Source organism: Stenotrophomonas sp. YJH_SMC_57 (assembly GCF_059369755.1).
On record NZ_JCAFSZ010000001.1, the window covers coordinates 143508 to 164320 of the forward strand.

Here is a 20813-nt window from a genome sequence, read left to right on the forward strand (position 1 = left end):
ATGCCGGCGGCAGAAGAACACGCGCCGCGGGCGGCGGCGGCGTTATTCCTTCATCGCGTAGATGGCCGGCACGCAGCGCAGGGTTTCGTTGACGTCCATGCCGAAGCCGAACACGTAGCGGTCCGGCAGTTCGATGCCGGCGTAGTCGGCGACCACGTCCGGCAGCGCGCGGTCGTGCTTCTTCACTGTCATCGCAGCGATGCGCACGTCGGTCGCGCCCTGCTCCAGGCACCAGGTGCGCACGCCCTGCAGGGTGTAGCCCTCGTCGAGGATGTCGTCGATCAGCAGCACGCGGCGGCCGAACAGCGAGGTGGCCGGCTTGTGCTTCCAGACCAGGTCGCCGCCGGTGGTTTCACCGCGGTAGCGGGTGGCGTGCAGGTAATCGAACTGCACGTCCTGGCCACGCGCGCCCAGTTCCAGCGCCAGCTGGCCGGCGAACGGCAGCGCGCCGTGCATGATCGACAGGAACAGCGGCACCTCGCCCTTGTAATCGCGCGCAATGGCGTCGGCGATACCAGCGATGGCCTTGTCGATGGTGGGACGGTCGACCAGCAGGTCAGCCTGGGCCAGGGCCTGGGAAATGGTGAGGTTGGGCATCAGACGGTTCTTCCAAGGGTTTCAAGCAGACGGGATTGGGTGTCGCCATGGCGGGCATCGGCCAGCAGGCCGTCCCAGCCGAGCGCGCCGCGGCCAAGCAGCCCCAGCAGCGCAGCAGTATTGAGGGAGCGTCCCTGCACGGCGTGCAGGGCTTCATCGACCAGTTCCGGGTGGCAGACCAGCACCACATCGCAACCGGCATCCAGGTGTGCATGCACGCGCGCCGGCACGCCGCCGGCGCTGTGCGAGGCGGCCATGCCGATATCGTCGGAGAACACCACGCCACGGAAGCCGAGCTCGCCGCGCAGGATGTCCTGGATCCAGCGCGGCGAATAGCCGGCCGGTTCCGGTGCCACCTGCGGGTAGATCACGTGCGCCATCATCACCGCATCGGCACCGGCGGCGATGCCGGCCTGGAACGGCACCAGGTCCTGCGCACGCAGCTCGTCCAGCGCGCGCGGATCGATCGCGGTGTCCACGTGGGTGTCTTCCAGCACCGTGCCGTGGCCAGGGAAATGCTTGAGCGTGGCCGCCATGCCAACGGCGTGCATGCCACGCACGTAGGCGGCGGTGAACGCGGCCACCACCTGCGGGTCTTCACTGAAGGCACGGTTGCCGATGGCACGGTTGCCACGGCCGAGGTCGACCACCGGCGCGAAGCTCAGGTCCACGCCGCTGGCGCGGACCTCGCTGGCCATCAGCCAGGCGTGCTGTTCGGCCAGCACCAGCGCTCGCTGCGGATCAGTCGCGTAAAGCGCGCCGATCTCCTGCAGCGGCGGCAGCTCGCTGTAGCCTTCACGGAAACGCTGCACACGGCCGCCTTCCTGGTCCACGCAGATCAGCTGTGGGCGCGGGGCGGCGGCGCGGATCGCCGCGCTCAGATCGGTCACCTGCTGGCGCGAGGCGAAGTTGCGCTTGAACAGCACCACCCCGGCCACGGCATCGTGCTGTAGCCAGTCACGTTCCTGGGCGGTCAGTTCGGTGCCGGCAACGCCGATCAGCAGCATGGTCGATCTCCACAACGCGCGCCCGCATGGCGCAGTGCCGCATTGTCGCAGAACCAGCCGACAGGCGCAGTGGTCGCGAAAAGGGGACGGAGGGGATTAAGCCGCAATCGGCCCTCACGAGCTGGAAACGACTTGATCCCCTCCGTCCCTTTTCGGGGCCGGTCAGACCTTGCAGCCGTCCGGGCCGCAGGCCTCGTCGCCCCCTGCCGGGGACGCGGATGCACCCTGCTCGGCCGCGATCTGGCGCAGCGCGTTGGCGAAGGCCTCCGGCGGCTGTGCGCCTGAAATGGCCCAGCGGCCGTCGATGACGAACGTCGGTACCGAGGAAATGCCCAGTGCATGGGCTTCCTGCAGCTTTGCCTCGACCTCCGCCAGGCCGCGGTCGGAGGCCAGCATCTGGGTGATCTCGCCCGCGTCGAGGCCACCGGCTACGCCAGCCTTGACCAGTACCGAGCTGTCGGCCAGGTTCTGGCCCTGCTCGAAATGGGCGCGGAACAACGCCTCGCCCACCGCGTCCTGCACCCCATGCTGGCCGGCCAGCCACAGCACCCGGTGGGCCGGCAGCGTGGTCACCCGCACCTGGCCCTGGCTGAAGTCCATCGGCAGGCCTTCGGCGCGCGCGGTGGTCTGGGTCTGGTTGAGGATCTGCTCAGTGCGCTCGACACCGCCGAACTTGCGCACATAGGCCTCGCGCAGCGGCACCGGCTTCGCATCCGCGTCCGGGTCCAGCTGGAACGGCTGCCAATGGATGTCGAGTTCAGGCGCGTCGGCGCCCAGCAACTGCACGCCCTGCTGGAAACGATGCTTGCCGATCCAGCACCAGGGGCAGACCACGTCGGAGTAGATGTCGATTCTCATCCCCACCACATGGGGGCCATGGCCTTCGAAAAAAGGGGACGGAGGGGATCAAGCCGCTTTCCGCACAGGCGGGGTAAAGTCGACTTAATCACCTCCGTCCCCTTTTGGGGGGGTCACCACTGTGAATAGGGGTGACTGGCGAGGGCGACGTTGTAGTAGCGGGCGTCGTCGGTCACTTCGGCACCCACCCAGTCCGGCAGGTCGATGACCTGGTCGGCGCTGTCCAGCTCGACCTCGGCCACGACCAGACCAGCGTTGTCGCCGAGGAACTCGTCCACTTCCCAGGTCAGCCCGGCGTGGTCCACCAGATGGCGACGCTTGTCGATCAGCCCGCCTACGCACAGTGCAAGCAGCGCGCGCGCGTCCTCCACCGGGATCGGGTAGTCGAATTCCTGCCGGGTATGGCCGATGGTGCGCGACTTCAGGTTCAGCGCGGCGCGGTCGCCCTCGATACGCACGCGCACCGAAGCGTTCTGGGTGCCACGGTCGAGCGCGCCCATGTCGTTGATGTAGCCCTGCGCCATCGGGATCACCCGGTGCGCGGCGATGCGCCAGTCATCGCTGCTGACGAGGAATTTGCGTTCGATTTCGATGCCCATCGCGCCATTATGCGCGATGGGCATGACAGCCCGTCAGCGCTTCTCGAACACCGCAATGCTTTCCACGTGTGCGGTGTGCGGGAACATGTCCATGGCACCGGCGCTGACCAGGGTGAAGCCCTGTTCGTTGACCAGGTAGCCGGCATCGCGCGCCAGCGAGCCCGGGTGGCAGCTGACATAGACGATGCGCTTGAACTGCTTCAGCGGCAGCTGCTGCAGCACTTCGATCGCACCCGAGCGCGGCGGGTCGAGCAGCAGCTTGTCGAAGCCCTGGCGCATCCACGCGGTGCTGCGCTGGTCCTGGGTCAGGTCGGCACTGAAGAACTGCGCGTTGGCCAGGCCGTTGCGCTCGGCATTCTCGCGGGCACGCGCGACCAGGCCGGCATCGCCTTCCACGCCGACCACTTCGCGTACGCGACGGGCCAGTGGCAGGGTGAAGTTGCCGAGGCCGCAGAACAGGTCCAGCACGCGCTCGTCCTCACCCGGTTCCAGCAGGTCCAGGGCGTGGGCGATCATCTTCTCGTTGAGCTTGGCATTGACCTGGATGAAGTCCAGCGGGCGGAATGCCAGCTCGACATCCCACGGTGCCAGCCGGAACGACAGCGGCACGCCCTGCCCGTCCAGCGGCTGCACGGTGTCCACGCCGCCGGACTGCAGGTAGATCACGAAGCCATGCTGCTGGCCAAAGGTGGCCCAGGCCGCGCGGTCGGCATCGCTGAGCGGCTGCAGGTGCCGCACGGTCAGGACCACGGCCTGGTCGCCAGCGATGAATTCGATCTGCGGGATATCACGCTTGCCATCGAGCGATTCGATGAAGGTGGACAGGGCCTCGACCTTGGTGCCGATCTCCGGAATCACGGTCAGGCACTGGCCGAGGTCGGCCACGAACCGCGGGTCCTGTTCACGGAAACCGACCAGGGTCTTGTCCTTCTTCTCCACCCGGCGCACCGAGAAGCGGCCCTTGCGGCGGTAGCCCCAGCTCTCGCCGACCAGCGGCGCCAGCACGGTGCCCGGCTTCACGTGGCCGATGCGCTCCAGGTTGTCCATCAGCACGCGCTGCTTGGCGACGATCTGCTGGTCTTCGTCCAGATGCTGCAGTACGCAACCAGCACAGGTACCGAAGTGCGGGCATTTGGGGGTGACACGCTGCGGCGAGGCCTGCAGCACTTCTACCGTGCGCGCCTCGTCGAAATGGCGGCTGCGGGCGGTCTGTTCCGCCATCACCACCTCGCCCGGCAAGGCGCCGCTGATGAAGGTGACCTTGCCGCCCTCGCCTTCACGGCGGGCGACGCCGCGGCCATCATGGCTGAGGTCGAGGATTTCGGTCTGGAACGGGGTACGGTCGATGCGGGAGCGGGATCGGGCCACGTGGCGACAGGCTGCGGGCAAAAATGGGGCCGTATTGTCGCAGATCCTGACCGGCAGGGCCCGGACCCGCTTGCGCCCGTCGCCGTCGTGCTTGATGATTGGACCAGCTGACATGGAGGCAGCCCTGATGCAGATGACCCCGCGGACCAGCCGGCCCCGCTTCCTGCTTGTCGAGGACGACATCATCAGCCGCGGTTTTTTCAAGGCGGCATTGGAAACGTTACCAGCGGATGTGGACACCGCAGACTCACTGGCCAGCGCGCTGGCCAGCGCCGAGCCCGGCGCGCATGACCTGTGGCTGATCGACGTCAATCTGCCCGATGGCAACGGCGCGCAGCTGCTGCGCGAACTGCGCCGCTCACACCCCGATACCCCGGCGTTGGCGCATACCGCCGACGGCGACACCTCCATTCATGCCCGCCTGCGCGAAGCCGGTTTCAGCGACACCCTGGTCAAACCGCTGGGCCGCGACCAGCTGCTGAAGGCGGTGCGCCGGGCCCTGGTGAACAGCCCGGCGGGCATCTTCGTGGCCCAGGCCCCGGCAGCGGTCGAGCTGCAGGTGCAGGACTGGGACGAGACCGCAGCACTGGCCGCACTGAATGGCCAGCGCAACCACCTGATCGCGCTGCGAGAACTGTTCCTGGCCGAGTTGCCCGGCGTGCGCGACGCGGTCGAGCAGGCGGTGCACCAGCATGACGAGCGGCAACTGCGCAGCCAGTTGCATCGGCTGCAGGCGAGTTGCGGCTTCGTGGGTGCGGCACGTCTGGGCCGGGCAGTGCGCCAGCTGCATCACGCGCCCGAGTCGGGGCAGGCCCAGGACGGGTTCCGCGCCGCAGTGGCTGCCCTGCTGCACTGAGGGGTGTTCGGCAGGGCTGCGCCCTGCACCTGCTCAATGCAACGGCAACGACCAGAGCAAGAGCGACATTCTGTGGGATGGCGGGGCGGTGTGGGTGGTCAGGACACGCCGTAAACCCGTCCCTGGGGGCTCGATGGCGCCATCCATGGCGCCAACGGTCCTGCCCACCCACACCGCCCCACCTCTGACAGATTCCGGCGGCTGTGGGTAGGTGTCGACCTTGGTCGACACGGTAGATCCACGCCATGCGTGGATGCTTTTCGATTCCAATTCGAAATATTCGATTCCGATGGAAATTCATCCACGCATTGCGTGGATCTACTGCAGATTGCGGAAATCTGTCGAAGGCGGGGTGGGTCCGGTTGCGGGGGCGTGAGCCGCATGGATGCGGCGACCGAGCTTACATGGACGTACTTGCAGCGGCCCCCGCAACCGGACCCACCCCGCCATCCCACCGAATGCACGCTGTTGCTGTTGCTGTTGCTGTTGCCTTGGCCTCGGCGGGTGCAGGGCTGCAAGCCCTGCCGGACACCTCTCAACGCCTGGGGGCGAGCTGCTCGAGCAGTTCCCAGGACTTCAGGCCTCGCGCCCCCAGATGATGGGCCAGTACCCGCCGCATCGGCAGGCGTAGGCTGGCCAGGTCGGCCGCGTCAGGCTCTTCATCGGCCGCGAGTGCCAGCAGCGCCGAGCCCGTGGCCGCCGCCTGGCGCTCGCCGCCACGCTCGCTCAGCAACCGTTGCGGCCCTTCCTGCGGGTCCAATGCATAGCGTGCAGCCGGGTCGATCGGCTGGCCGTCGCTGGCGCTGTCCAGTTCGAAACCCAGGCCCAGCGCGGACAGCAGCTCGCGTTCGAAGCGGCGCAACGTCCAGGCCAGACCCGCGCCCACCGCCAGCCGCGCGCGCGCTTCACCGTAGGCGAGGTACAGCTCCGGCAACGGGTCCTGGCGTGGCGCCAGGCGCAGGGTCAGTTCACTCAGGTAGAAACCAGCCAGCATTGCCTGGCCAACCAATCGCGGCGCGGCATCCAGTGCCTCCGCAGCGCGCAGCTGCGCCAGCTCGCCGCGCTGCTGGGCACTGAAACGGATCCACTGCAACGGCTGCAGGGCGGCGCGCAGCACCTGCCCCTTCGCCGTTGAAACACCGCGCGCGAGCAGGCCGATGCGGCCATGCTGCGCGCTCAATACCTCGACCAGCAGGCTGGTCTCGCGATAGGCCCGTGCATGCAGCACGAAGCCGGTGTCGTCCTCGATCATCATCGAAGCGACCGGGTCGGCTTACTCGTAGCCGAAGGCCTTCAGCGCGGCCTCGTCATCGGACCAGCCTTCACGCACGCGCACCCAGGTTTCCAGGAACACCTTGGCCCCGAACAGGCGCTCCATCTGCAGGCGGGACTTGGCACCGATCTCCTTCAGGCGCGCACCGCCCTTGCCGATCACGATGGCCTTCTGGCCTTCGCGCTCGACCCAGATCACCGCACCGATGCGCAGCAGGTTGCCGTCTTCGGTGAAGCGCTCGATCTCCACCGTGGTGGCGTACGGCAGTTCTTCGCCGAGCTGGCGCATCAGTTGCTCGCGCACCAGTTCGCCAGCCAGGAAACGCTGGCTGCGGTCGGTGATCTCGTCCTCGCCGAACATCGGCGGGGCTTCCGGCAGCAGCTTCAGCACGTCGCGCACCAGCGCTTCCAGGCCATTGCGCTTCTGCGCGGAGATCGGGTGCACGGCGGCGAAATCGCGGCCTTCGGTCACCTGCTGCAGGAACGGCAGCAGCGCGCCCTTTTCCTTCAGGCGATCGATCTTGTTGACCACCAGCACCACCGGGATGCCGGCATCGCGCAGCACGTTGAAGGCCAGGCTGTCTTCTTCGTCCCAGCGCCCGGCTTCGATCACCAGCAGGCCGGCGTCGACGCCTTCCAGCGAGCCACGCGCGGCGCGGTTCATCACCCGGTTCATCGCCCGCTTCTGCACCTTGTGCAGGCCGGGAGTATCAACCAGCACCAGCTGGCCTTCCGGATACGTGGCGATGCCCAGCAGGCGATGGCGCGTGGTCTGCGGGCGGTTGGAGACGATGCTGACCTTGGCGCCGACCAGGGCATTGGTCAGGGTCGACTTGCCCACGTTCGGGCGGCCGATGACGGCCACGCTGCCGCAATGATGGGGAGTTTGTTCGCTCACTTGGAATCCAGTTGTTCTAGGACGGCCGCAGCCGCCTGTTGTTCGGCAAGCCGCCGCGAGGCGCCTTCGCCCTCGGTGCTGGCGGCCGGGTCAGCTACGTTGCAGCGTACCCGGAAGTGTTTGGCGTGGTCGTCACCGGATTCTGACACCAGTTCGTACTGCGGCAACGCCTTCTGCCGGGCCTGCAGCCATTCCTGCAGGCGGGTCTTGGGGTCCTTCTCGGGCCGGCCGGAGGCCGGCAGTGCCTCGATCGAAGCGCTGAACCAGGGCAGTACCACCGCCCGGCAGGCCTCGAAGCCGGCATCCAGGTAGATCGCGGCCACCACGGCTTCCACCGCATCGGCCAGGATCGAGTCGCGGCGATGACCGCCGGACTTCATTTCGCCAGGGCCCAGCGTCAGCCGCTCGCCCAGCTCCAGGCTGCGCCCGATCACCGCCAGCGCGCCTTCACGCACCAGCTCGGCGCGGGCACGGGTCATCGCGCCTTCGTCGGCCTTGGGCCAGCGCCGGTACAACGCCTCGGCCGCCATCATGTTGACGATGCTGTCGCCGAGGAACTCCAGGCGCTCGTTGTGGGGCGCACCCGCACTGCGATGGGTCAGCGCCTGCTTGAGCAGGGCCGCATCGCGGAAGGGATGACCGATCAGGTCGCCACGTTGGATGAATTTACTGGGCACCGCTTCGTGTCAGGTCCTGGGAAGAATCAAAATTGCCAACCACATCGAGGTTGCCGATCAGCGGACGACGTACTTCGTAGTTGACCTTGAGGGTCCAGCCGTTGTCGCGACGATCGAACTTCACATTGGCCGGCTTCACGTTGTCCGAGTAGTTGATGTACAGGCGCTTGAAGAACAGGTCCTGGATGCGGGCCGGTTCCATGTTGCCCACGCCCGGCTCGTTGGCCAGGCTCTTCATCGCCGAGCGCACCGCGTAGTACTCCTGGTACATCGGGAACAGCTTCATGCCGATGTAGAGGAAGAAGCCAACCACGATCAGGACCGTCAGGAACGAGGTCAGGGTCATGCCGCGCTGCGTGTTCATCGTCTTCATTGCGTTCTCCCCAGATACGCGTTGGATGTGAAAATACTCGGTTGATGCCCGATCAGTTGATGCTCGAGCCGATCCGCGACGGCTCGAAGCCATCCTTGCAGAACCAGCCCTGGCAGTTCAGCCAGATCAGGAAGGCCTTGCCGCGCAGGTTTTCCTCCGGCAGCAGGCCCCAGAAACGGCCATCGTCGCTGTTGTCACGGTTGTCGCCCATCACCAGGTACTTGCCGGCCGGCACGGTCCACTGGCCCTGGCCACGCGGATAGTCGGTCTCCAGCACGGTGTGGGTGCGGCCCGGCAGGTGCTCGACCAGCAGGTTGGCGCCCTCGCCCTGGCCCTTGTGGCCGGCATAGATGCCCTTGTTGTCGTACTTCAGCGGCTCGCCGTTGAGGATCACGCCGTCGCCTTCGAAGACGATGGTGTCACCCGGCACGCCGATCACGCGCTTGATGAAGTTCTCGCCCTTGGCCGGGTCGTTGTCGCTGTGGCCGGGGAAGTGGAACACCACCACGTCGCCGCGCGACGGCTCGCCGAACGGCACGATCTTGGTGTTGCTGATCGGCAGGCGCAGGCCGTAGGAGAACTTGTTGACCAGGATGAAGTCGCCGATCAGCAGGTTCGGCATCATCGAGCTGGACGGGATCTTGTACGGCTCGGCGATGAAGCTGCGCACGATCAGCACGATCGCCAGCACCGGGAAGAACGCACGCGAGTAGTCCACCAGCACCGGCTCGGAATCGAGCAGGCCCGCGCGCTGGGCGCGGCGCTTGGCGAGGTACAGCTTGTCCGCGAGCAGGATCAGGCCCGAGGCCAGGGTCAGCACGACCAGGAGGATCTCAAACAGTTTCATTCAGGGTCCTTTGCAACGTCACCAGACGACCGGCCCGCAGGGGCCGGTGCGGGCTTACTTGTTGTCCATCTGCAGCACGGCCAGGAACGCTTCCTGCGGGATTTCCACGCGGCCGACCTGCTTCATGCGCTTCTTGCCTTCCTTCTGCTTTTCCAGAAGCTTCTTCTTGCGCGAAACGTCGCCACCATAGCACTTGGCCAGCACGTTCTTGCGCATGGCCTTGACCGTGGTACGGGCGATGATCTGCGAGCCGACCGCGGCCTGGATGGCCACGTCGAACATCTGGCGCGGGATCAGGTCCTTCATCTTCTCGCACAGCTCGCGGCCGCGGCGATCGGCATGGCTGCGGTGCACGATCAGCGACAACGCATCGACCTTGTCGCCGTTGATCAGCACGTCCACACGCACGAACGGGCCGGCGTCGAAACGCACGAAGTGGTAGTCCAGCGAGGCATAGCCACGGCTGACCGACTTCAGCTTGTCGAAGAAGTCCAGCACCACTTCGGCCATCGGCAGCTCGTAGCTGATCTGCACCTGGCTGCCCAGGTAGTTGATGCCGATCTGGCTGCCGCGCTTTTCCTCGCACAGCTTGATGATGTTGCCGATGTACTCCTCGGGGGTGAGCACGTTGGCACGGATGATCGGCTCGCGGATCTCCTCGACCTGGTTCACCGGCGGCAGCTTGGCCGGGTTGTCCATGTTGATGATCGAGCCATCGGTCTTCAGCACCTCATACACCACCGTCGGCGCGGTGCTGATCAGGTCCAGGTTGTATTCGCGCTCCAGGCGCTCCTGCACGATCTCCATGTGCAGCATGCCGAGGAAGCCGCAGCGGAAGCCGAAGCCCATCGCCTCGGAGCTTTCCGGCTCGAAACGCAGCGCGGCATCGTTCAGGCGCAGCTTGTCCAGCGCTTCGCGCAGGTCCGGGTAATCCTCGGCATCGACCGGGAACAGGCCAGCGAACACGCGCGGCTGCATTTCCTGGAAGCCCGGCAGCGGCTTCGGCGCCGGGTCGCCGGCCAGGGTCAGGGTGTCGCCGACCGGCGCGCCGTGCACGTCCTTGATGCTGGCGGTGACCCAGCCCACTTCACCGGCACGCAGCGCCGGCAGCACCTTGCGCTTCGGCGTGAACACGCCGACGTTGTCGACCTGGTGGTTGCGGCCGGTGGACATCACCTGCAGCTTGTCGCCGGGCTTGATCTCGCCCTGCATCACGCGCACCAGCGAGACCACGCCCAGGTAGTTGTCGAACCACGAGTCGATGATCAGCGCCTGCAGCTTCTCGGTGTCGCGCGGCGTCGGCGGCGGGATGCGGTGCACGATCGCTTCCAGCACGTCCTGCACGTTCAGGCCGGTCTTGGCGCTGACCGGCACGGCGTCGGAGGCGTCGATGCCGATCACGGCCTCGATTTCGGCCTTGGCGCGTTCGATGTCGGCGGTGGGCAGGTCGATCTTGTTGATCACCGGCACCACTTCCAGGCCCTGCTCCACCGCGGTGTAGCAGTTGGCCACCGACTGCGCTTCCACGCCCTGGGCGGCATCGACGACCAGCAGCGCGCCCTCGCAGGCGGCCAGCGAGCGGCTGACTTCATAGGAGAAGTCGACGTGGCCCGGGGTATCGATGAAATTCAGGTGGTAGGTCTGCCCGTCCTTGGCCAGGTACGGCAGCGACACCGACTGCGCCTTGATCGTGATGCCACGCTCGCGCTCGATCGGGTTGGAGTCGAGCACCTGCGCTTCCATCTCACGGGCCTGCAGGCCACCGCAGAGCTGGATGATGCGGTCGGCCAGCGTGGACTTGCCGTGGTCGACATGGGCAATGATGGAGAAGTTGCGGATGTTCCGCATCGAATCAGAAGACATAGGTGGCGGCGGCGCGCGGCGTCGTCAGGGTAACGGTCGATTATCGCATGCCCGGCGCCTCGCCGCGAAAACCGCCTCGTCGGGCCGGCCCGGAACGGCCGAAGCCCCGCCGGGGCGGGGCTTCGGGGCAGATGGCAGCCGCCGCCGCAGCGGCCCTGGCAGGCCTTACTGGCCGGCCTTCACCGCCACGAACGCGCTGTTGCCGTTGCCGGTACGCACCAGCAGCATCACCACATCGTCCTTCTTGTAGCTGGACAGCGCGCGGTTGAGGCCATCCACGCTGCCAACCGCGGTGCGCCCGACCTGCAGGATCACCATGCCCGGAGACAGGCCGGCATCACGCGCCGCCTGGCCCTTGACCCCGGTGATGCGCACGCCCTCGTTGCCGTCCAGGCCGAACTGCTTGCGCTGCGGCGCGGTCAGGTCGCTGACGTCCAGGCCCAGCAGGGCATTGGCCCCGGCCTGCGGCGCCGCATCGGGCTTGGCCGTGGCGGCGGCGCGGGCACTGCCCTGGCCATCTTCACTGAGCGCGGTGAGCGTTGCGCTGAGGTCGCGCGGCTTGCCATCGCGGATCACGCCGAGGGTGACCCGGCTGCCCGGCGCCATCGCACCGATCAGCGGCGGCAGGTCCGACCAGCTGTTGACCGGGCTGCCGTTGACCGAGCGCACCACGTCGCCGATCTGCACGCCGGCCTTTTCGGCCGCACTGCCGGGCACGATCTGGTTGACCAGTGCACCGCGGCTATCCGGCAGGCCCAGGCCCTGAGCCTTCAGCGAATCGATCGGTTCGACCACCGCGCCCAGCTGGCCACGGGTGACCTTGCCACTCTTCTTGATCTGCTCGACCGCGCTCATCGCCAGGTCGATCGGGATCGCGAAGCTGATGCCCATGTAGCCGCCGGAGGCGGAGAAGATCTGCGAGTTGATGCCGACCACTTCGCCGCGGGTGTTCAGCAGCGGGCCGCCGGAGTTGCCCTGGTTGATCGCCACGTCGGTCTGGATGAACGGTACGTAGCGCTGGTCGGCGCCACCGGTGCTGCGGCCCAGCGCACTGACGATGCCCGCGGTGACCGAGTGATCGAGACCGAACGGCGAGCCGATCGCGACAACCCACTGGCCCGGCTTCAGGGTGTTGGAATCCCCCACGCGCACGGTCGGCAGGTTCTTGCCGTCGATCTTCAGCAGGGCCACGTCGTACTGCTGGTCGCTGCCCACCACCTTGGCGTTGAACTCGCGGCTGTCGCCCAGCTTCACCTTCACCTCGCTGGCATCGGCCACCACGTGGTAATTGGTCAGCACATAACCGTCGGGCGAGATGATGAATCCCGAGCCCATGCCGCGGCCCTTGATGCTGGGACCGCCATCCTGCCCACCCGGGCCCTGCCCCGGCATCGGGAAGTCCGGGCCGAAGAAGCGGCGGAAGAACTCGGGCATGTCATCGTCGCCACCCATCGGGCCCCGCGAGGCCTGGCGGTTGTTGCGCACGATGGTGGTGTCGACGTTGACCACGCCCGGCCCGACCTGTTCGACCAGGTGGGTGAAGTCAGGCAGGCCGGTGACCAGCGGCTGCGCGGGCGCCCGCGGCGCCGCGGCCGGCGCGGGCTGGGTCTGCGCCACAGGCGCCGGCGCCTGTGCGCAGGCCATCAAGGGAAGGGTCAGGGCCAACAGGCCGATGGCCTGCGTGCGGAGTCGGGGAGTCATCGGACGGCAACCTCCGGATCGGGTGGAAAGAGGAATACGGGCCCCGCCGACGGCGGGGCGTGAAAGCGCCCGGCTCAGTCGCGCGGGCGCGGCGGCACCGGCAGGTCATCCTGCAGGCGCGGCTCGAACGGGTAGAACGCAGCACCACCGGCGTGGGCCGGGAAGCTGGCATTGAGCGCGCCACCGGCAGCGGGGGCCAGGCTGGAGCGGGGCCACGGCCGCGCCTGCAGTGCTCCCACCTCGCCAAACGGCAGGTTGCGGCTGGCGTTGGCCGGCACCGTCGGGGTCAGCGGCGCCTGCACGGAGGCCACCGCTCGCTGCGGGCTGTCATCACGCTGGGCGATGCGCGCGGCCTGCTGGCTGCGGGTCGCGCTGGCGCGACGGCTGTCCTGGCGGCGGCTGGCGGCGGCCATTGCCACCGCCGGCGCAGCCGCCACGGCCATAGCAGCGGTATCCACCGACGCCTCGGTGACCGGCGACTGGCCGCTCGGCGCAGGCGCCAGTTCAGCCTGGCTGGCGATCACCTGCGGTGCCAGCGGCTCGCCGGGGGCGGCCTCCTGCAGCTTCTCGCCGCCCATGAACAGGGCCACGGCAGCGACCGAGGCGGCCAGTGCGGCACCACCGCCCCAGGCCCGCCAACCGCTGCGACGCGCCTGGCGGCGCGGCTCGGCCTGCGGTGCCGGTTCGGCGGCGATGGCAGCGGACACGGCGGCACTGAAGCCGGCCGGGGCCAGCGCCGGGGCCTGCCCGCGCATCACGTCGCCCAGCAGCTGCCAGCGTTCCTGGCAGCCCGCCAGCTCCGGATCATGCTCCATGCGGCGCAACAGGAAGCGCGCTTCATCGGCGCCCAGCTCGCCGTCGACCAGGGCCGACAGCTGTTCGCGGTGGCGCTGGTCCAGGCGCTGCCCGGCAGGGGATTGATGGTTCTGCGATTCGTTGAACGGATTACTGGTCAGATTGCTGGTCATACGCGGCTCTTCTCACGGGTGGCGCTGCCGATGTCCAACAGCGGCCGGAGTTCGGTGTCGATCGCCTCGCGCGCCCGGAAGATCCGTGAACGCACGGTGCCGATCGGGCACCCCATCTTCTGCGCGATATCCTCGTAGCTCAGGCCTTCCACCTCGCGCAGGGTGATCGCCAACCGGAGTTCCTCCGGCAGCGCGTTGACGGCCTTCATCACCGTCTGTTCCAGCTCCTGGCGCATCAACTCGCGTTCGGGCGTGTCGGTGTCGCGCAGGCGCGTACCGCTGTCGAACTGTTCGGCGTCGCCGATGTCGATGTCATCGGTCGGCGGCCGTCGATTGTGTGAAGCCAGGTAGTTTTTGGCGGTATTCACGGCGATTCGATGCAACCAGGTTGAGAACTGGGCATCACCACGGAAACTTCCGATCGCGCGGTACGCACGGATGAAAGTGTCCTGGGCGACGTCCTGACATTCGCTCCAGTCGGCGATGTAGCGACCGACGAGGGCCACGACCCGATGCTGGTACTTGCGCACCAGGACATCGAACGCCGCGCTCTCACCGCGCTGCACACGCCGGACCAGTTCCAGATCCAGCTCCTGTGGTGTATCAACCTCGGCCATGAGGGGCCGCACTCCTGTCAGCCCAACCGACGTCGGGCAATGAGACTGCCAATCCCGGGAAAAGTTCAGTCGCCGATCACCTGGCGCCGCACCAGCTTTTAACCACCGTTCCGTTAGCGTCCCGGTCCACGGCCATGGATCCGGGGTCGCCACTCCCCTGCTATTGGGATTTGACGCGGGGGAAACAACCTCTGGATCATAGCCGCTTCTCCATACACAACCGGATGGAACGTCCATGCTCTCAGGCTTCGATGGTCTCCGCTTCAGCCACTGGCACCCCGAGATCCGCGACGACGGCGTGGTGGTTCTCTCCCTGGATCGTCAGGACAGCAGCGTCAACGCGATGTCGCAGGACGTGCTGCTGGAACTGGGCGACCTGCTTGAGCGCATCGCGCTGGACCCGCCGAAGGGCGTGGTGATCCAGTCGCTGAAGAAGGCCGGCTTCATCGCTGGCGCGGACCTGAAGGAATTCCAGGAATTCGACCGCCGCGGCACCGTCAACGATGCGATCCGCCGCGGCCAGGCCACCTACCAGAAGCTGGCCGAGCTGCCCTGCCCGACCGTGGCGGCCATCCACGGCCACTGCCTGGGCGGCGGTACCGAGCTGGCGCTGGCCTGCCGCTACCGCGTGGCCTCCAATGACAGCAGCACCCGCATCGGCCTGCCCGAGACCCAGCTGGGCATCTTCCCGGGCTGGGGCGGCAGCGCCCGCCTGCCGCAGCTGGTGGGCGCCCCGGCGGCAATGGACATGATGCTGACCGGCCGTACCCTGTCGGCCTCGGCCGCGCGTGGGATCGGCCTGGTCGACAAGGTGGTGGCCCCGGCGGTGGTGCTCGATACCGCCGTCGCGCTGGCGCTGTCCGGCACCACCCGTCCGTTCAAGCAGCGTGCGCTGGCCTGGGCCACCAATACCTGGCCGGCACGCCAGCTGCTGGCGCCGCAGATGGTCAAGCAGGTCGCGCGCAAGGCGAAGAAGGACCAGTACCCGGCGCCGTACGCGCTGATCAGCACCTGGCAGCGCAGCGGCGGCAAGCCGATCCAGGCGCGCCTGGATGCCGAACGCCGCGCCGTGGTGAAGCTGGCCAGCACGCCGACCGCGCGCAACCTGATCCGCATCTTCTTCCTGACCGAACGCCTGAAGGGCCTCGGCGGCGGCGATTCCGGCATCCGCCACGTGCACGTGGTCGGCGCCGGCGTGATGGGCGGCGACATCGCTGCGTGGGCCGCCTACAAGGGCTTCGAGGTGACGCTGCAGGACCGCGAGCAGCGCTTCATCGACCCGGCCATGGAGCGTGCGCAGGCACTGTTCGCCAAGAAGGTGCGCGACGACAGCAAGCGCCCGGCGGTGGCCGCGCGCCTGCGTGCCGACCTGGACGGCAACGGCGTGGCCGAGGCCGATCTGGTGATCGAGGCCATCATCGAGAACCCGGAGGCCAAGCGTGCGCTGTACCAGACGCTGGAGCCGAAGATGAAGCACGACGCGTTGCTGACCACCAACACCTCCTCGATTCCGCTGGTGGAACTGCGCGACCACATCCAGCGCCCGGCGCAGTTCGCCGGCCTGCACTACTTCAACCCGGTGGCGCAGATGCCGCTGGTGGAAATCATCCATCACGACGGCATGGCGCCGGAGACCGAGCGCCGCCTGGCCGCGTTCTGCAAGGCACTGGGCAAATTCCCGGTGCCGGTGGCCGGCAGCCCGGGCTTCCTGGTCAACCGCGTGCTGTTCCCGTACATGCTGGAAGCGGCCACCGCGTATGCCGAAGGCATTCCGGGCCCGGTGATCGACAAGGCCGCGGTGAAGTTCGGCATGCCGATGGGCCCGATCGAACTGATCGACACCGTTGGCCTGGACGTGGCCGCCGGTGTCGGCCGTGAACTGGCGCCGTTCCTCGGCCTGCAGATTCCGGCGGCGCTGCAGACGGTGGAACCGGACAAGCGCGGCAAGAAGGATGGCCAGGGCATCTACACCTGGGAGAACGGCAAGCCGAAGAAGCCGGACGTAGCCAGCGATTACCAGGCCCCGGCCGACCTGGAAGACCGCCTGATCCTGCCGCTGCTGAACGAAGCAGTGGCCTGCCTGCACGAAGGCGTGGTGGCCGATGCGGACCTGCTGGATGCCGGCGTGATCTTCGGTACCGGTTTCGCACCGTTCCGCGGCGGTCCGATCCAGCACATCCGTGCGGTGGGTGCCGATGCGATCGTCGAGCGGCTGAAGGCGTTGCAGCAGCGCCATGGCGATCGTTTCGCCCCGCGCCCGGGCTGGGACAACCCCGCCCTGCGCGAACCGGTGGTGTGAGTTGATCGGCCGGGCCTGCGGCCCGGCACCCGCTGGATCAAAGGCCAAAGCCAAAGCCAGAGCCGGAGCAACAGCCGGCTCTGGCTTTTCTGTTTGTTGGGCGGGGCGGTGTGGGCAGGCAGGACACGCCGTAAACCCATCCATGGGGGCTCGATGGCGCCATCCATGGCGCCAACGGTCCTGCCTGCCCACACCGCCCCACCCCTGACAGATTTCCGGTGACGGTGAGCGAACAGCGAACCCGGTGGGTGTCGACCTTGGTCGACACCTGGGCGGGGCGACCGGCGTTTGATTTTGATTTTGATTTTCTTTTTTTCTTCTCCGTGGCTGGACGCCCACGGAAACTGTCAGAGGCCGGGCGGGTGGGTTGCGCAGGACCGTTGGCGCCATGGATGGCGCCATCGAGCCCCCATGGATGGGTTTACGGCGTGTCCTGCGCAACCCACCCGCCCGGCCAAACACGAGATACGCATTGCGCGTCCAGCCACGAGGGGCTGCGCCGTTGGCTGGAACAACCTGTTACCCATACGGGGCATGCCCCCGTCACAGCTGCATGCGATGCTGACCACCTGATCCCTGCCAGCGAGAACGCCCGCATGACCACCATCATCGCCCCGCGCGTGCACGACATCGGCGGACTCGAAGTCCGTCGCGCCGTCCCGACCCTGCAGGCACGCAGCATCGGTTCGTTCGTGTTCGTCGACCAGATGGGCCCGGCACTGATGCATCCCGGTACGGCCATCGACGTGCGCCCGCACCCGCATATCGGCCTGGCCACCGTCACCTACCTGTGGTCGGGCGCCATCGGCCACCGCGACACGCTGGGCTCGGACCAGGTGATCCGCCCGGGCGACGTGAACTGGATGACTGCCGGCCGCGGCATCGCCCATTCCGAACGCACACCGCAGCCCGACCGTGATCACGACAACCCGATCCACGGCATGCAGACCTGGGTCGCATTGCCGAAGTCGCATGAAGAGATTGAACCGGCGTTCTACCACCACGCCGCTGCCACCCTGCCCGAGCAGCGCCGCAAGGGTGTCTGGCTGCGGGTCATCGCCGGCCGCGCCTACGGCGAAGAATCGCCGGTGAAGGTGTTCGCCGACACGCTCAACGTGGCGATCGACCTCGACCCGGATGCGGAGATCGATATCGACAATGGCCATCGCGAGCGCGCGCTGTACATCCTCGAAGGCGACGCGCAACTGGATGGCGTGGACGTGCCCGCCCAGCACCTGATCATTCCCGAGGCCGGCGCCGTCGGTCGCCTGCGCGCAAAAACCCCGGTGAAGGCGATGCTGTTCGGCGGTGAGCCGCTGGATGGCCCGCGCCACCTGTGGTGGAACTTCGTGTCCAGTTCGAAGGAGCGCATCGAGCAGGCCAAGCACGACTGGGAAGCCGGCCGCTTCGGCACCATCCCCGGCGACGACAAGGAGTTCATCCCGCTGCCGCAGTACTGAACATCGCGTGTTGCACACATCCGAAGGTGTATCCCTGCACCCGGCGTTGACGCTACAGTCACCCGCTGATCACTGAAGTGTGACATAAATCACACTTTCACCGTCAAAGGAGTGCAACACATGAGCATGGGTAAACGCTTGTCCGCCGAGTTCCTCGGCACGTTCTGGCTGGTTCTGGGTGGCTGCGGCAGCGCGGTGCTGGCCGCCAAGTTCGGCGGTGACGGCAATCCGCTGGGTATCGGATTCCTCGGCGTGGCGCTGGCCTTCGGCCTGACCGTGGTGACTGGCGCCTATGCGTTCGGCCACATCTCCGGCGCGCATTTCAATCCGGCGGTCAGCGTCGGTCTGTGGGCCGGTGGCCGCTTCCCGACCAAGGACCTGGTGCCCTACATCATCGCCCAGGTCGCTGGCGGCCTGCTGGCGGGCTTCATCCTGCTGCAGATCGCCTCCGGTGCCAGTGGCTTCGCCATTGATGGCAGCCAGGCCGGCGCATTTGCCAGCAACGGCTACGGTGCGCTGTCGCCCGGGGGCTACAGCGTGGCAGCCGCCTTCCTGTGCGAAGTGGTGCTCACTGCGGTGTTCCTGATCGTGATCATGGGGTCCACCCATGGCAAGGCACCGGCCGGCTTCGCGCCGCTGGCGATCGGCCTGTCGCTGACCCTGATCCACCTGATCAGCATCCCGGTGACCAACACCTCGGTGAACCCGGCCCGCTCCACTGCGGTGGCGTTCTTCGCCGGCAGCGGTGCGGTCAGCCAGCTGTGGCTGTTCTGGGTCGCCCCGCTGCTGGGCGGCGCGATCGGCGGCATCATCTACAAGTGGATCGGCAACGACCGCTGAGGCCTGTGCGGACCATTGCGGCCGACCATCGGCCGCAATGGTTACGCTTGTAACCGCAATTTGTGCGATCGCTCACGTTCCGTTAAGGTTGAGTTGACCGTCCGTGCACATGCCGGGCGGGGTGGCATCCGGGGATGGGATGCCAACGCCCCCATCCATCGGGCGGCGCCAAACGACACACCACCTTGGGGGATGCATGAAGTTCGCGCCTGTAGTGTTGTCGAGCCTGCTGTTCGCCGTGGCCCAGGCCGCCGCGCAGGCTCCCACCGAATGTCCTTCGCTGCCCGCCAGCAGCGGCCTGCAATGGCAGCAGCAGGCGCAGGCCGATTTCCTGGTCTGCCGCGCCAGCACCGGCGACGGCCGCGAAGTGCTGAGCCTGATGCTCAGTGCACGGGATCCGTCCATTCCACTGAACCGTTCGCTGCGCCAGGAAAAGGGCAGCTTCGGCGGTGAATCACTCTACTGGTACCAGCCCGACCTCGGCGGCCAGCAGCCGCCCGGCTATGCCGAGCGGCGGATCAGCGTGGTCAAGCTCGACAAAGGGCGTTACGCGCAGATTTCGCTGTATCCGGACAGCCCGCAGGAACTGGGCTCGCTGCAGCAGCTGGCGCAGGGCATGAGCCTGACGCCGTCGGCCGTGGCCGCCGGGCGCTGACCGTGATGGGGATGACTGCCTGGCAGCATCCCCGCAATGCGGCCCGATCACCGGGTAGTGCCAGCCGCTGGCCGGCACCCCGATCCGCCATGACCTCACGCAGTGGCCGGCCAGCGGCCGGCTCCCCCTCAGAACCTGCCTTCCTGGAAATCGACGAAGGCCTGCATCAGCTCCTGCCGCGTGTTCATCACGAACGGGCCGTGCCGCATCACCGGCTCGCGCAGCGGACGGCCGGCCACCAGGATCAACCGCGCGCCATCACGGCCGGCCGAGATGTGCAGCTGCTCGCCACCGCCCAGCACCGCCAGCTCCTGGCGCGCCACGTCACGCGCGGCGTCCTGCTCGCCTACCGTCAGCGCACCTTCGAATACATAGGCAAACGCGTTGTGCCCTTCCGGCAGTGCGTAGGTCCAGGCGCGATCGGGCGCCAGCGTGATGTCCAGGTAGAGCGGATCGGTGGCCGGCTGCACGATCGGCCCGCGGGTACCGTCGACGCTGCCGGCAATCACCTTCACCTCCACGCCGGCGGCCGGCTGCACCCGCGGAATGCGCTCGGGCGCGAACTCCTGGTACTTCGGGTCGGTCATCTTGTCCTTCGCCGGCAGATTCACCCACAGCTGGAAACCGCGCATCTGCCCGCTTTCCTGTTCGGGCATCTCCGAATGCACCAGGCCGCGCCCCGCCGTCATCCACTGCACGCTGCCCGGGGTCAGCAGGCCTTCGTTGCCGTGGTTGTCGCGATGCCGCATGCGCCCGTCGAGCATGTAGGTCACCGTCTCGAAACCACGGTGCGGATGCTCGGGGAAACCTGCGATGTAGTCCTCGGCGCGGTCGGTGCCGAATTCATCGAGCAGCAGGAACGGATCCAGGTCGGGCAGCGTCGGGCCGCCGATGACGCGGGTCAGGCGCACGCCGGCACCATCGGAGGTGGGCATGCCACGGATGGTGCGCAGTACGCGAACCGGTTCGGGAAAGCTCATGGCGACTCCTGTTGGATGGATGCCCCTGAAGATGGACGCCACACGGCCGTACGCCAATGGACGGCTCCGCAACCGATT

Annotated in this window: 20 protein-coding genes; 5 read left to right on the top strand and 15 right to left on the bottom strand. The window is 67.3% G+C overall.

The window, feature by feature from the left end; all coding sequences use genetic code 11:
- Positions 1-42: 42 nt before the first annotated feature.
- The 5 genes from AC5P7U_RS00645 to rlmD all read right to left on the bottom strand — a co-directional run bounded on the left by AC5P7U_RS00645 (position 43) and on the right by rlmD (position 4429).
- A complete protein-coding gene (locus AC5P7U_RS00645; protein ID WP_006461210.1) occupies positions 43-597 on the bottom strand; it encodes a hypoxanthine-guanine phosphoribosyltransferase in 555 nt (184 codons plus the stop codon).
- On the bottom strand, positions 597-1604 hold the full coding sequence (nagZ, locus tag AC5P7U_RS00650; protein WP_006461212.1) for a beta-N-acetylhexosaminidase: 1008 nt from the start codon (positions 1602-1604) through the stop codon (positions 597-599). The genes AC5P7U_RS00645 and nagZ overlap by 1 nt, the downstream gene beginning before the upstream one ends.
- Positions 1605-1766: 162 nt before the next feature.
- Positions 1767-2462: a DsbA family oxidoreductase gene (locus tag AC5P7U_RS00655; RefSeq protein ID WP_006461214.1), complete on the bottom strand. Its 696-nt coding sequence runs from the start codon at positions 2460-2462 to the stop codon at positions 1767-1769.
- 113 nt (positions 2463-2575) lie between these two features.
- Positions 2576-3061, bottom strand: a complete 486-nt coding sequence (locus tag AC5P7U_RS00660; protein ID WP_197564535.1) for a CYTH domain-containing protein — start codon at positions 3059-3061, stop codon at positions 2576-2578.
- Between the two features lie 33 nt (positions 3062-3094).
- Positions 3095-4429 (bottom strand): 23S rRNA (uracil(1939)-C(5))-methyltransferase RlmD, encoded by a 1335-nt coding sequence (gene rlmD, locus AC5P7U_RS00665; RefSeq protein ID WP_197564526.1) that lies wholly within the window; start codon positions 4427-4429, stop codon positions 3095-3097.
- Positions 4430-4556: 127 nt separating this feature from the next.
- Between rlmD and AC5P7U_RS00670 the strand changes: the two genes are divergently transcribed.
- The gene (locus AC5P7U_RS00670) at positions 4557-5285 is read left to right on the top strand and encodes a response regulator (protein WP_040009454.1); all 729 of its coding nucleotides are present in this window, start codon (positions 4557-4559) and stop codon (positions 5283-5285) included.
- 535 nt (positions 5286-5820) lie between these two features.
- Here AC5P7U_RS00670 and recO read toward each other — a convergent pair.
- From recO to rpoE, 9 genes are all read right to left on the bottom strand, one after another.
- Entirely contained in the window at positions 5821-6540 is a 720-nt protein-coding gene (recO, locus tag AC5P7U_RS00675; protein ID WP_197564754.1) for a DNA repair protein RecO, read from the bottom strand.
- 18 nt (positions 6541-6558) lie between these two features.
- Entirely contained in the window at positions 6559-7455 is an 897-nt protein-coding gene (era, locus tag AC5P7U_RS00680; protein ID WP_005410599.1) for a GTPase Era, read from the bottom strand.
- Positions 7452-8132, bottom strand: a complete 681-nt coding sequence (gene rnc, locus AC5P7U_RS00685; RefSeq protein ID WP_008267764.1) for a ribonuclease III — start codon at positions 8130-8132, stop codon at positions 7452-7454. The genes era and rnc overlap by 4 nt, the downstream gene beginning before the upstream one ends.
- The gene (locus AC5P7U_RS00690; protein WP_006462472.1) at positions 8122-8505 is read right to left on the bottom strand and encodes a DUF4845 domain-containing protein; all 384 of its coding nucleotides are present in this window, start codon (positions 8503-8505) and stop codon (positions 8122-8124) included. The genes rnc and AC5P7U_RS00690 overlap by 11 nt, the downstream gene beginning before the upstream one ends.
- A gap of 52 nt (positions 8506-8557) precedes the next feature.
- On the bottom strand, positions 8558-9352 hold the full coding sequence (gene lepB / locus AC5P7U_RS00695; RefSeq protein WP_006462474.1) for a signal peptidase I: 795 nt from the start codon (positions 9350-9352) through the stop codon (positions 8558-8560).
- Positions 9353-9406: 54 nt separating this feature from the next.
- Positions 9407-11200: a translation elongation factor 4 gene (lepA, locus tag AC5P7U_RS00700; RefSeq protein WP_040007303.1), complete on the bottom strand. Its 1794-nt coding sequence runs from the start codon at positions 11198-11200 to the stop codon at positions 9407-9409.
- Positions 11201-11380: 180 nt separating this feature from the next.
- On the bottom strand, positions 11381-12916 hold the full coding sequence (locus AC5P7U_RS00705; protein WP_197564753.1) for a DegQ family serine endoprotease: 1536 nt from the start codon (positions 12914-12916) through the stop codon (positions 11381-11383).
- 74 nt (positions 12917-12990) lie between these two features.
- Positions 12991-13872, bottom strand: coding sequence for a sigma-E factor negative regulatory protein (locus tag AC5P7U_RS00710; RefSeq protein WP_197564755.1), 882 nt, complete (start codon positions 13870-13872; stop codon positions 12991-12993).
- Between the two features lie 8 nt (positions 13873-13880).
- Positions 13881-14501, bottom strand: coding sequence for an RNA polymerase sigma factor RpoE (gene rpoE, locus AC5P7U_RS00715; protein WP_006462516.1), 621 nt, complete (start codon positions 14499-14501; stop codon positions 13881-13883).
- A gap of 235 nt (positions 14502-14736) precedes the next feature.
- Here rpoE and AC5P7U_RS00720 point away from each other — a divergent pair, with 235 nt between their 5' ends.
- The 4 genes from AC5P7U_RS00720 to AC5P7U_RS00735 all read left to right on the top strand — a co-directional run bounded on the left by AC5P7U_RS00720 (position 14737) and on the right by AC5P7U_RS00735 (position 19755).
- Entirely contained in the window at positions 14737-16800 is a 2064-nt protein-coding gene (locus AC5P7U_RS00720; protein ID WP_006462517.1) for a 3-hydroxyacyl-CoA dehydrogenase NAD-binding domain-containing protein, read from the top strand.
- A 596-nt stretch (positions 16801-17396) separates the two neighbouring features.
- Complete coding sequence (locus AC5P7U_RS00725) at positions 17397-18260, top strand: pirin family protein (protein WP_049457548.1); 864 nt, start codon at positions 17397-17399, stop codon at positions 18258-18260.
- Positions 18261-18380: 120 nt separating this feature from the next.
- A complete protein-coding gene (gene aqpZ, locus AC5P7U_RS00730) occupies positions 18381-19100 on the top strand; it encodes an aquaporin Z (protein ID WP_006462519.1) in 720 nt (239 codons plus the stop codon).
- Positions 19101-19296: 196 nt separating this feature from the next.
- Entirely contained in the window at positions 19297-19755 is a 459-nt protein-coding gene (locus tag AC5P7U_RS00735; RefSeq protein WP_008266318.1) for a hypothetical protein, read from the top strand.
- Between the two features lie 128 nt (positions 19756-19883).
- Here the strand turns inward: AC5P7U_RS00735 and AC5P7U_RS00740 are convergent, their stop codons facing one another.
- Positions 19884-20735: a pirin family protein gene (locus tag AC5P7U_RS00740; RefSeq protein ID WP_197564732.1), complete on the bottom strand. Its 852-nt coding sequence runs from the start codon at positions 20733-20735 to the stop codon at positions 19884-19886.
- Positions 20736-20813: the final 78 nt, after the last annotated feature.

Excerpts from the sequence above, each read along its gene's own strand:
- AC5P7U_RS00645 (WP_006461210.1), bottom strand. The coding sequence starts at position 597 with ATGCCCAACCTCACCATTTCCCAGGCCCTGGCCCAGGCTGACCTGCTG.
- nagZ (WP_006461212.1), bottom strand. The coding sequence starts at position 1,604 with ATGCTGCTGATCGGCGTTGCCGGCACCGAACTGACCGCCCAGGAACGT.
- AC5P7U_RS00655 (WP_006461214.1), bottom strand. The coding sequence starts at position 2,462 with ATGAGAATCGACATCTACTCCGACGTGGTCTGCCCCTGGTGCTGGATC.
- AC5P7U_RS00660 (WP_197564535.1), bottom strand. The coding sequence starts at position 3,061 with ATGGGCATCGAAATCGAACGCAAATTCCTCGTCAGCAGCGATGACTGG.
- AC5P7U_RS00670 (WP_040009454.1), top strand. The coding sequence starts at position 4,557 with ATGCAGATGACCCCGCGGACCAGCCGGCCCCGCTTCCTGCTTGTCGAG.
- recO (WP_197564754.1), bottom strand. The coding sequence starts at position 6,540 with ATGATGATCGAGGACGACACCGGCTTCGTGCTGCATGCACGGGCCTAT.
- AC5P7U_RS00690 (WP_006462472.1), bottom strand. The coding sequence starts at position 8,505 with ATGAAGACGATGAACACGCAGCGCGGCATGACCCTGACCTCGTTCCTG.
- lepB (WP_006462474.1), bottom strand. The coding sequence starts at position 9,352 with ATGAAACTGTTTGAGATCCTCCTGGTCGTGCTGACCCTGGCCTCGGGC.
- lepA (WP_040007303.1), bottom strand. The coding sequence starts at position 11,200 with ATGCGGAACATCCGCAACTTCTCCATCATTGCCCATGTCGACCACGGC.
- AC5P7U_RS00705 (WP_197564753.1), bottom strand. The coding sequence starts at position 12,916 with ATGACTCCCCGACTCCGCACGCAGGCCATCGGCCTGTTGGCCCTGACC.
- rpoE (WP_006462516.1), bottom strand. The coding sequence starts at position 14,501 with ATGGCCGAGGTTGATACACCACAGGAGCTGGATCTGGAACTGGTCCGG.
- AC5P7U_RS00720 (WP_006462517.1), top strand. The coding sequence starts at position 14,737 with ATGCTCTCAGGCTTCGATGGTCTCCGCTTCAGCCACTGGCACCCCGAG.
- AC5P7U_RS00725 (WP_049457548.1), top strand. The coding sequence starts at position 17,397 with ATGACCACCATCATCGCCCCGCGCGTGCACGACATCGGCGGACTCGAA.
- aqpZ (WP_006462519.1), top strand. The coding sequence starts at position 18,381 with ATGAGCATGGGTAAACGCTTGTCCGCCGAGTTCCTCGGCACGTTCTGG.
- AC5P7U_RS00735 (WP_008266318.1), top strand. The coding sequence starts at position 19,297 with ATGAAGTTCGCGCCTGTAGTGTTGTCGAGCCTGCTGTTCGCCGTGGCC.
- AC5P7U_RS00740 (WP_197564732.1), bottom strand. The coding sequence starts at position 20,735 with ATGAGCTTTCCCGAACCGGTTCGCGTACTGCGCACCATCCGTGGCATG.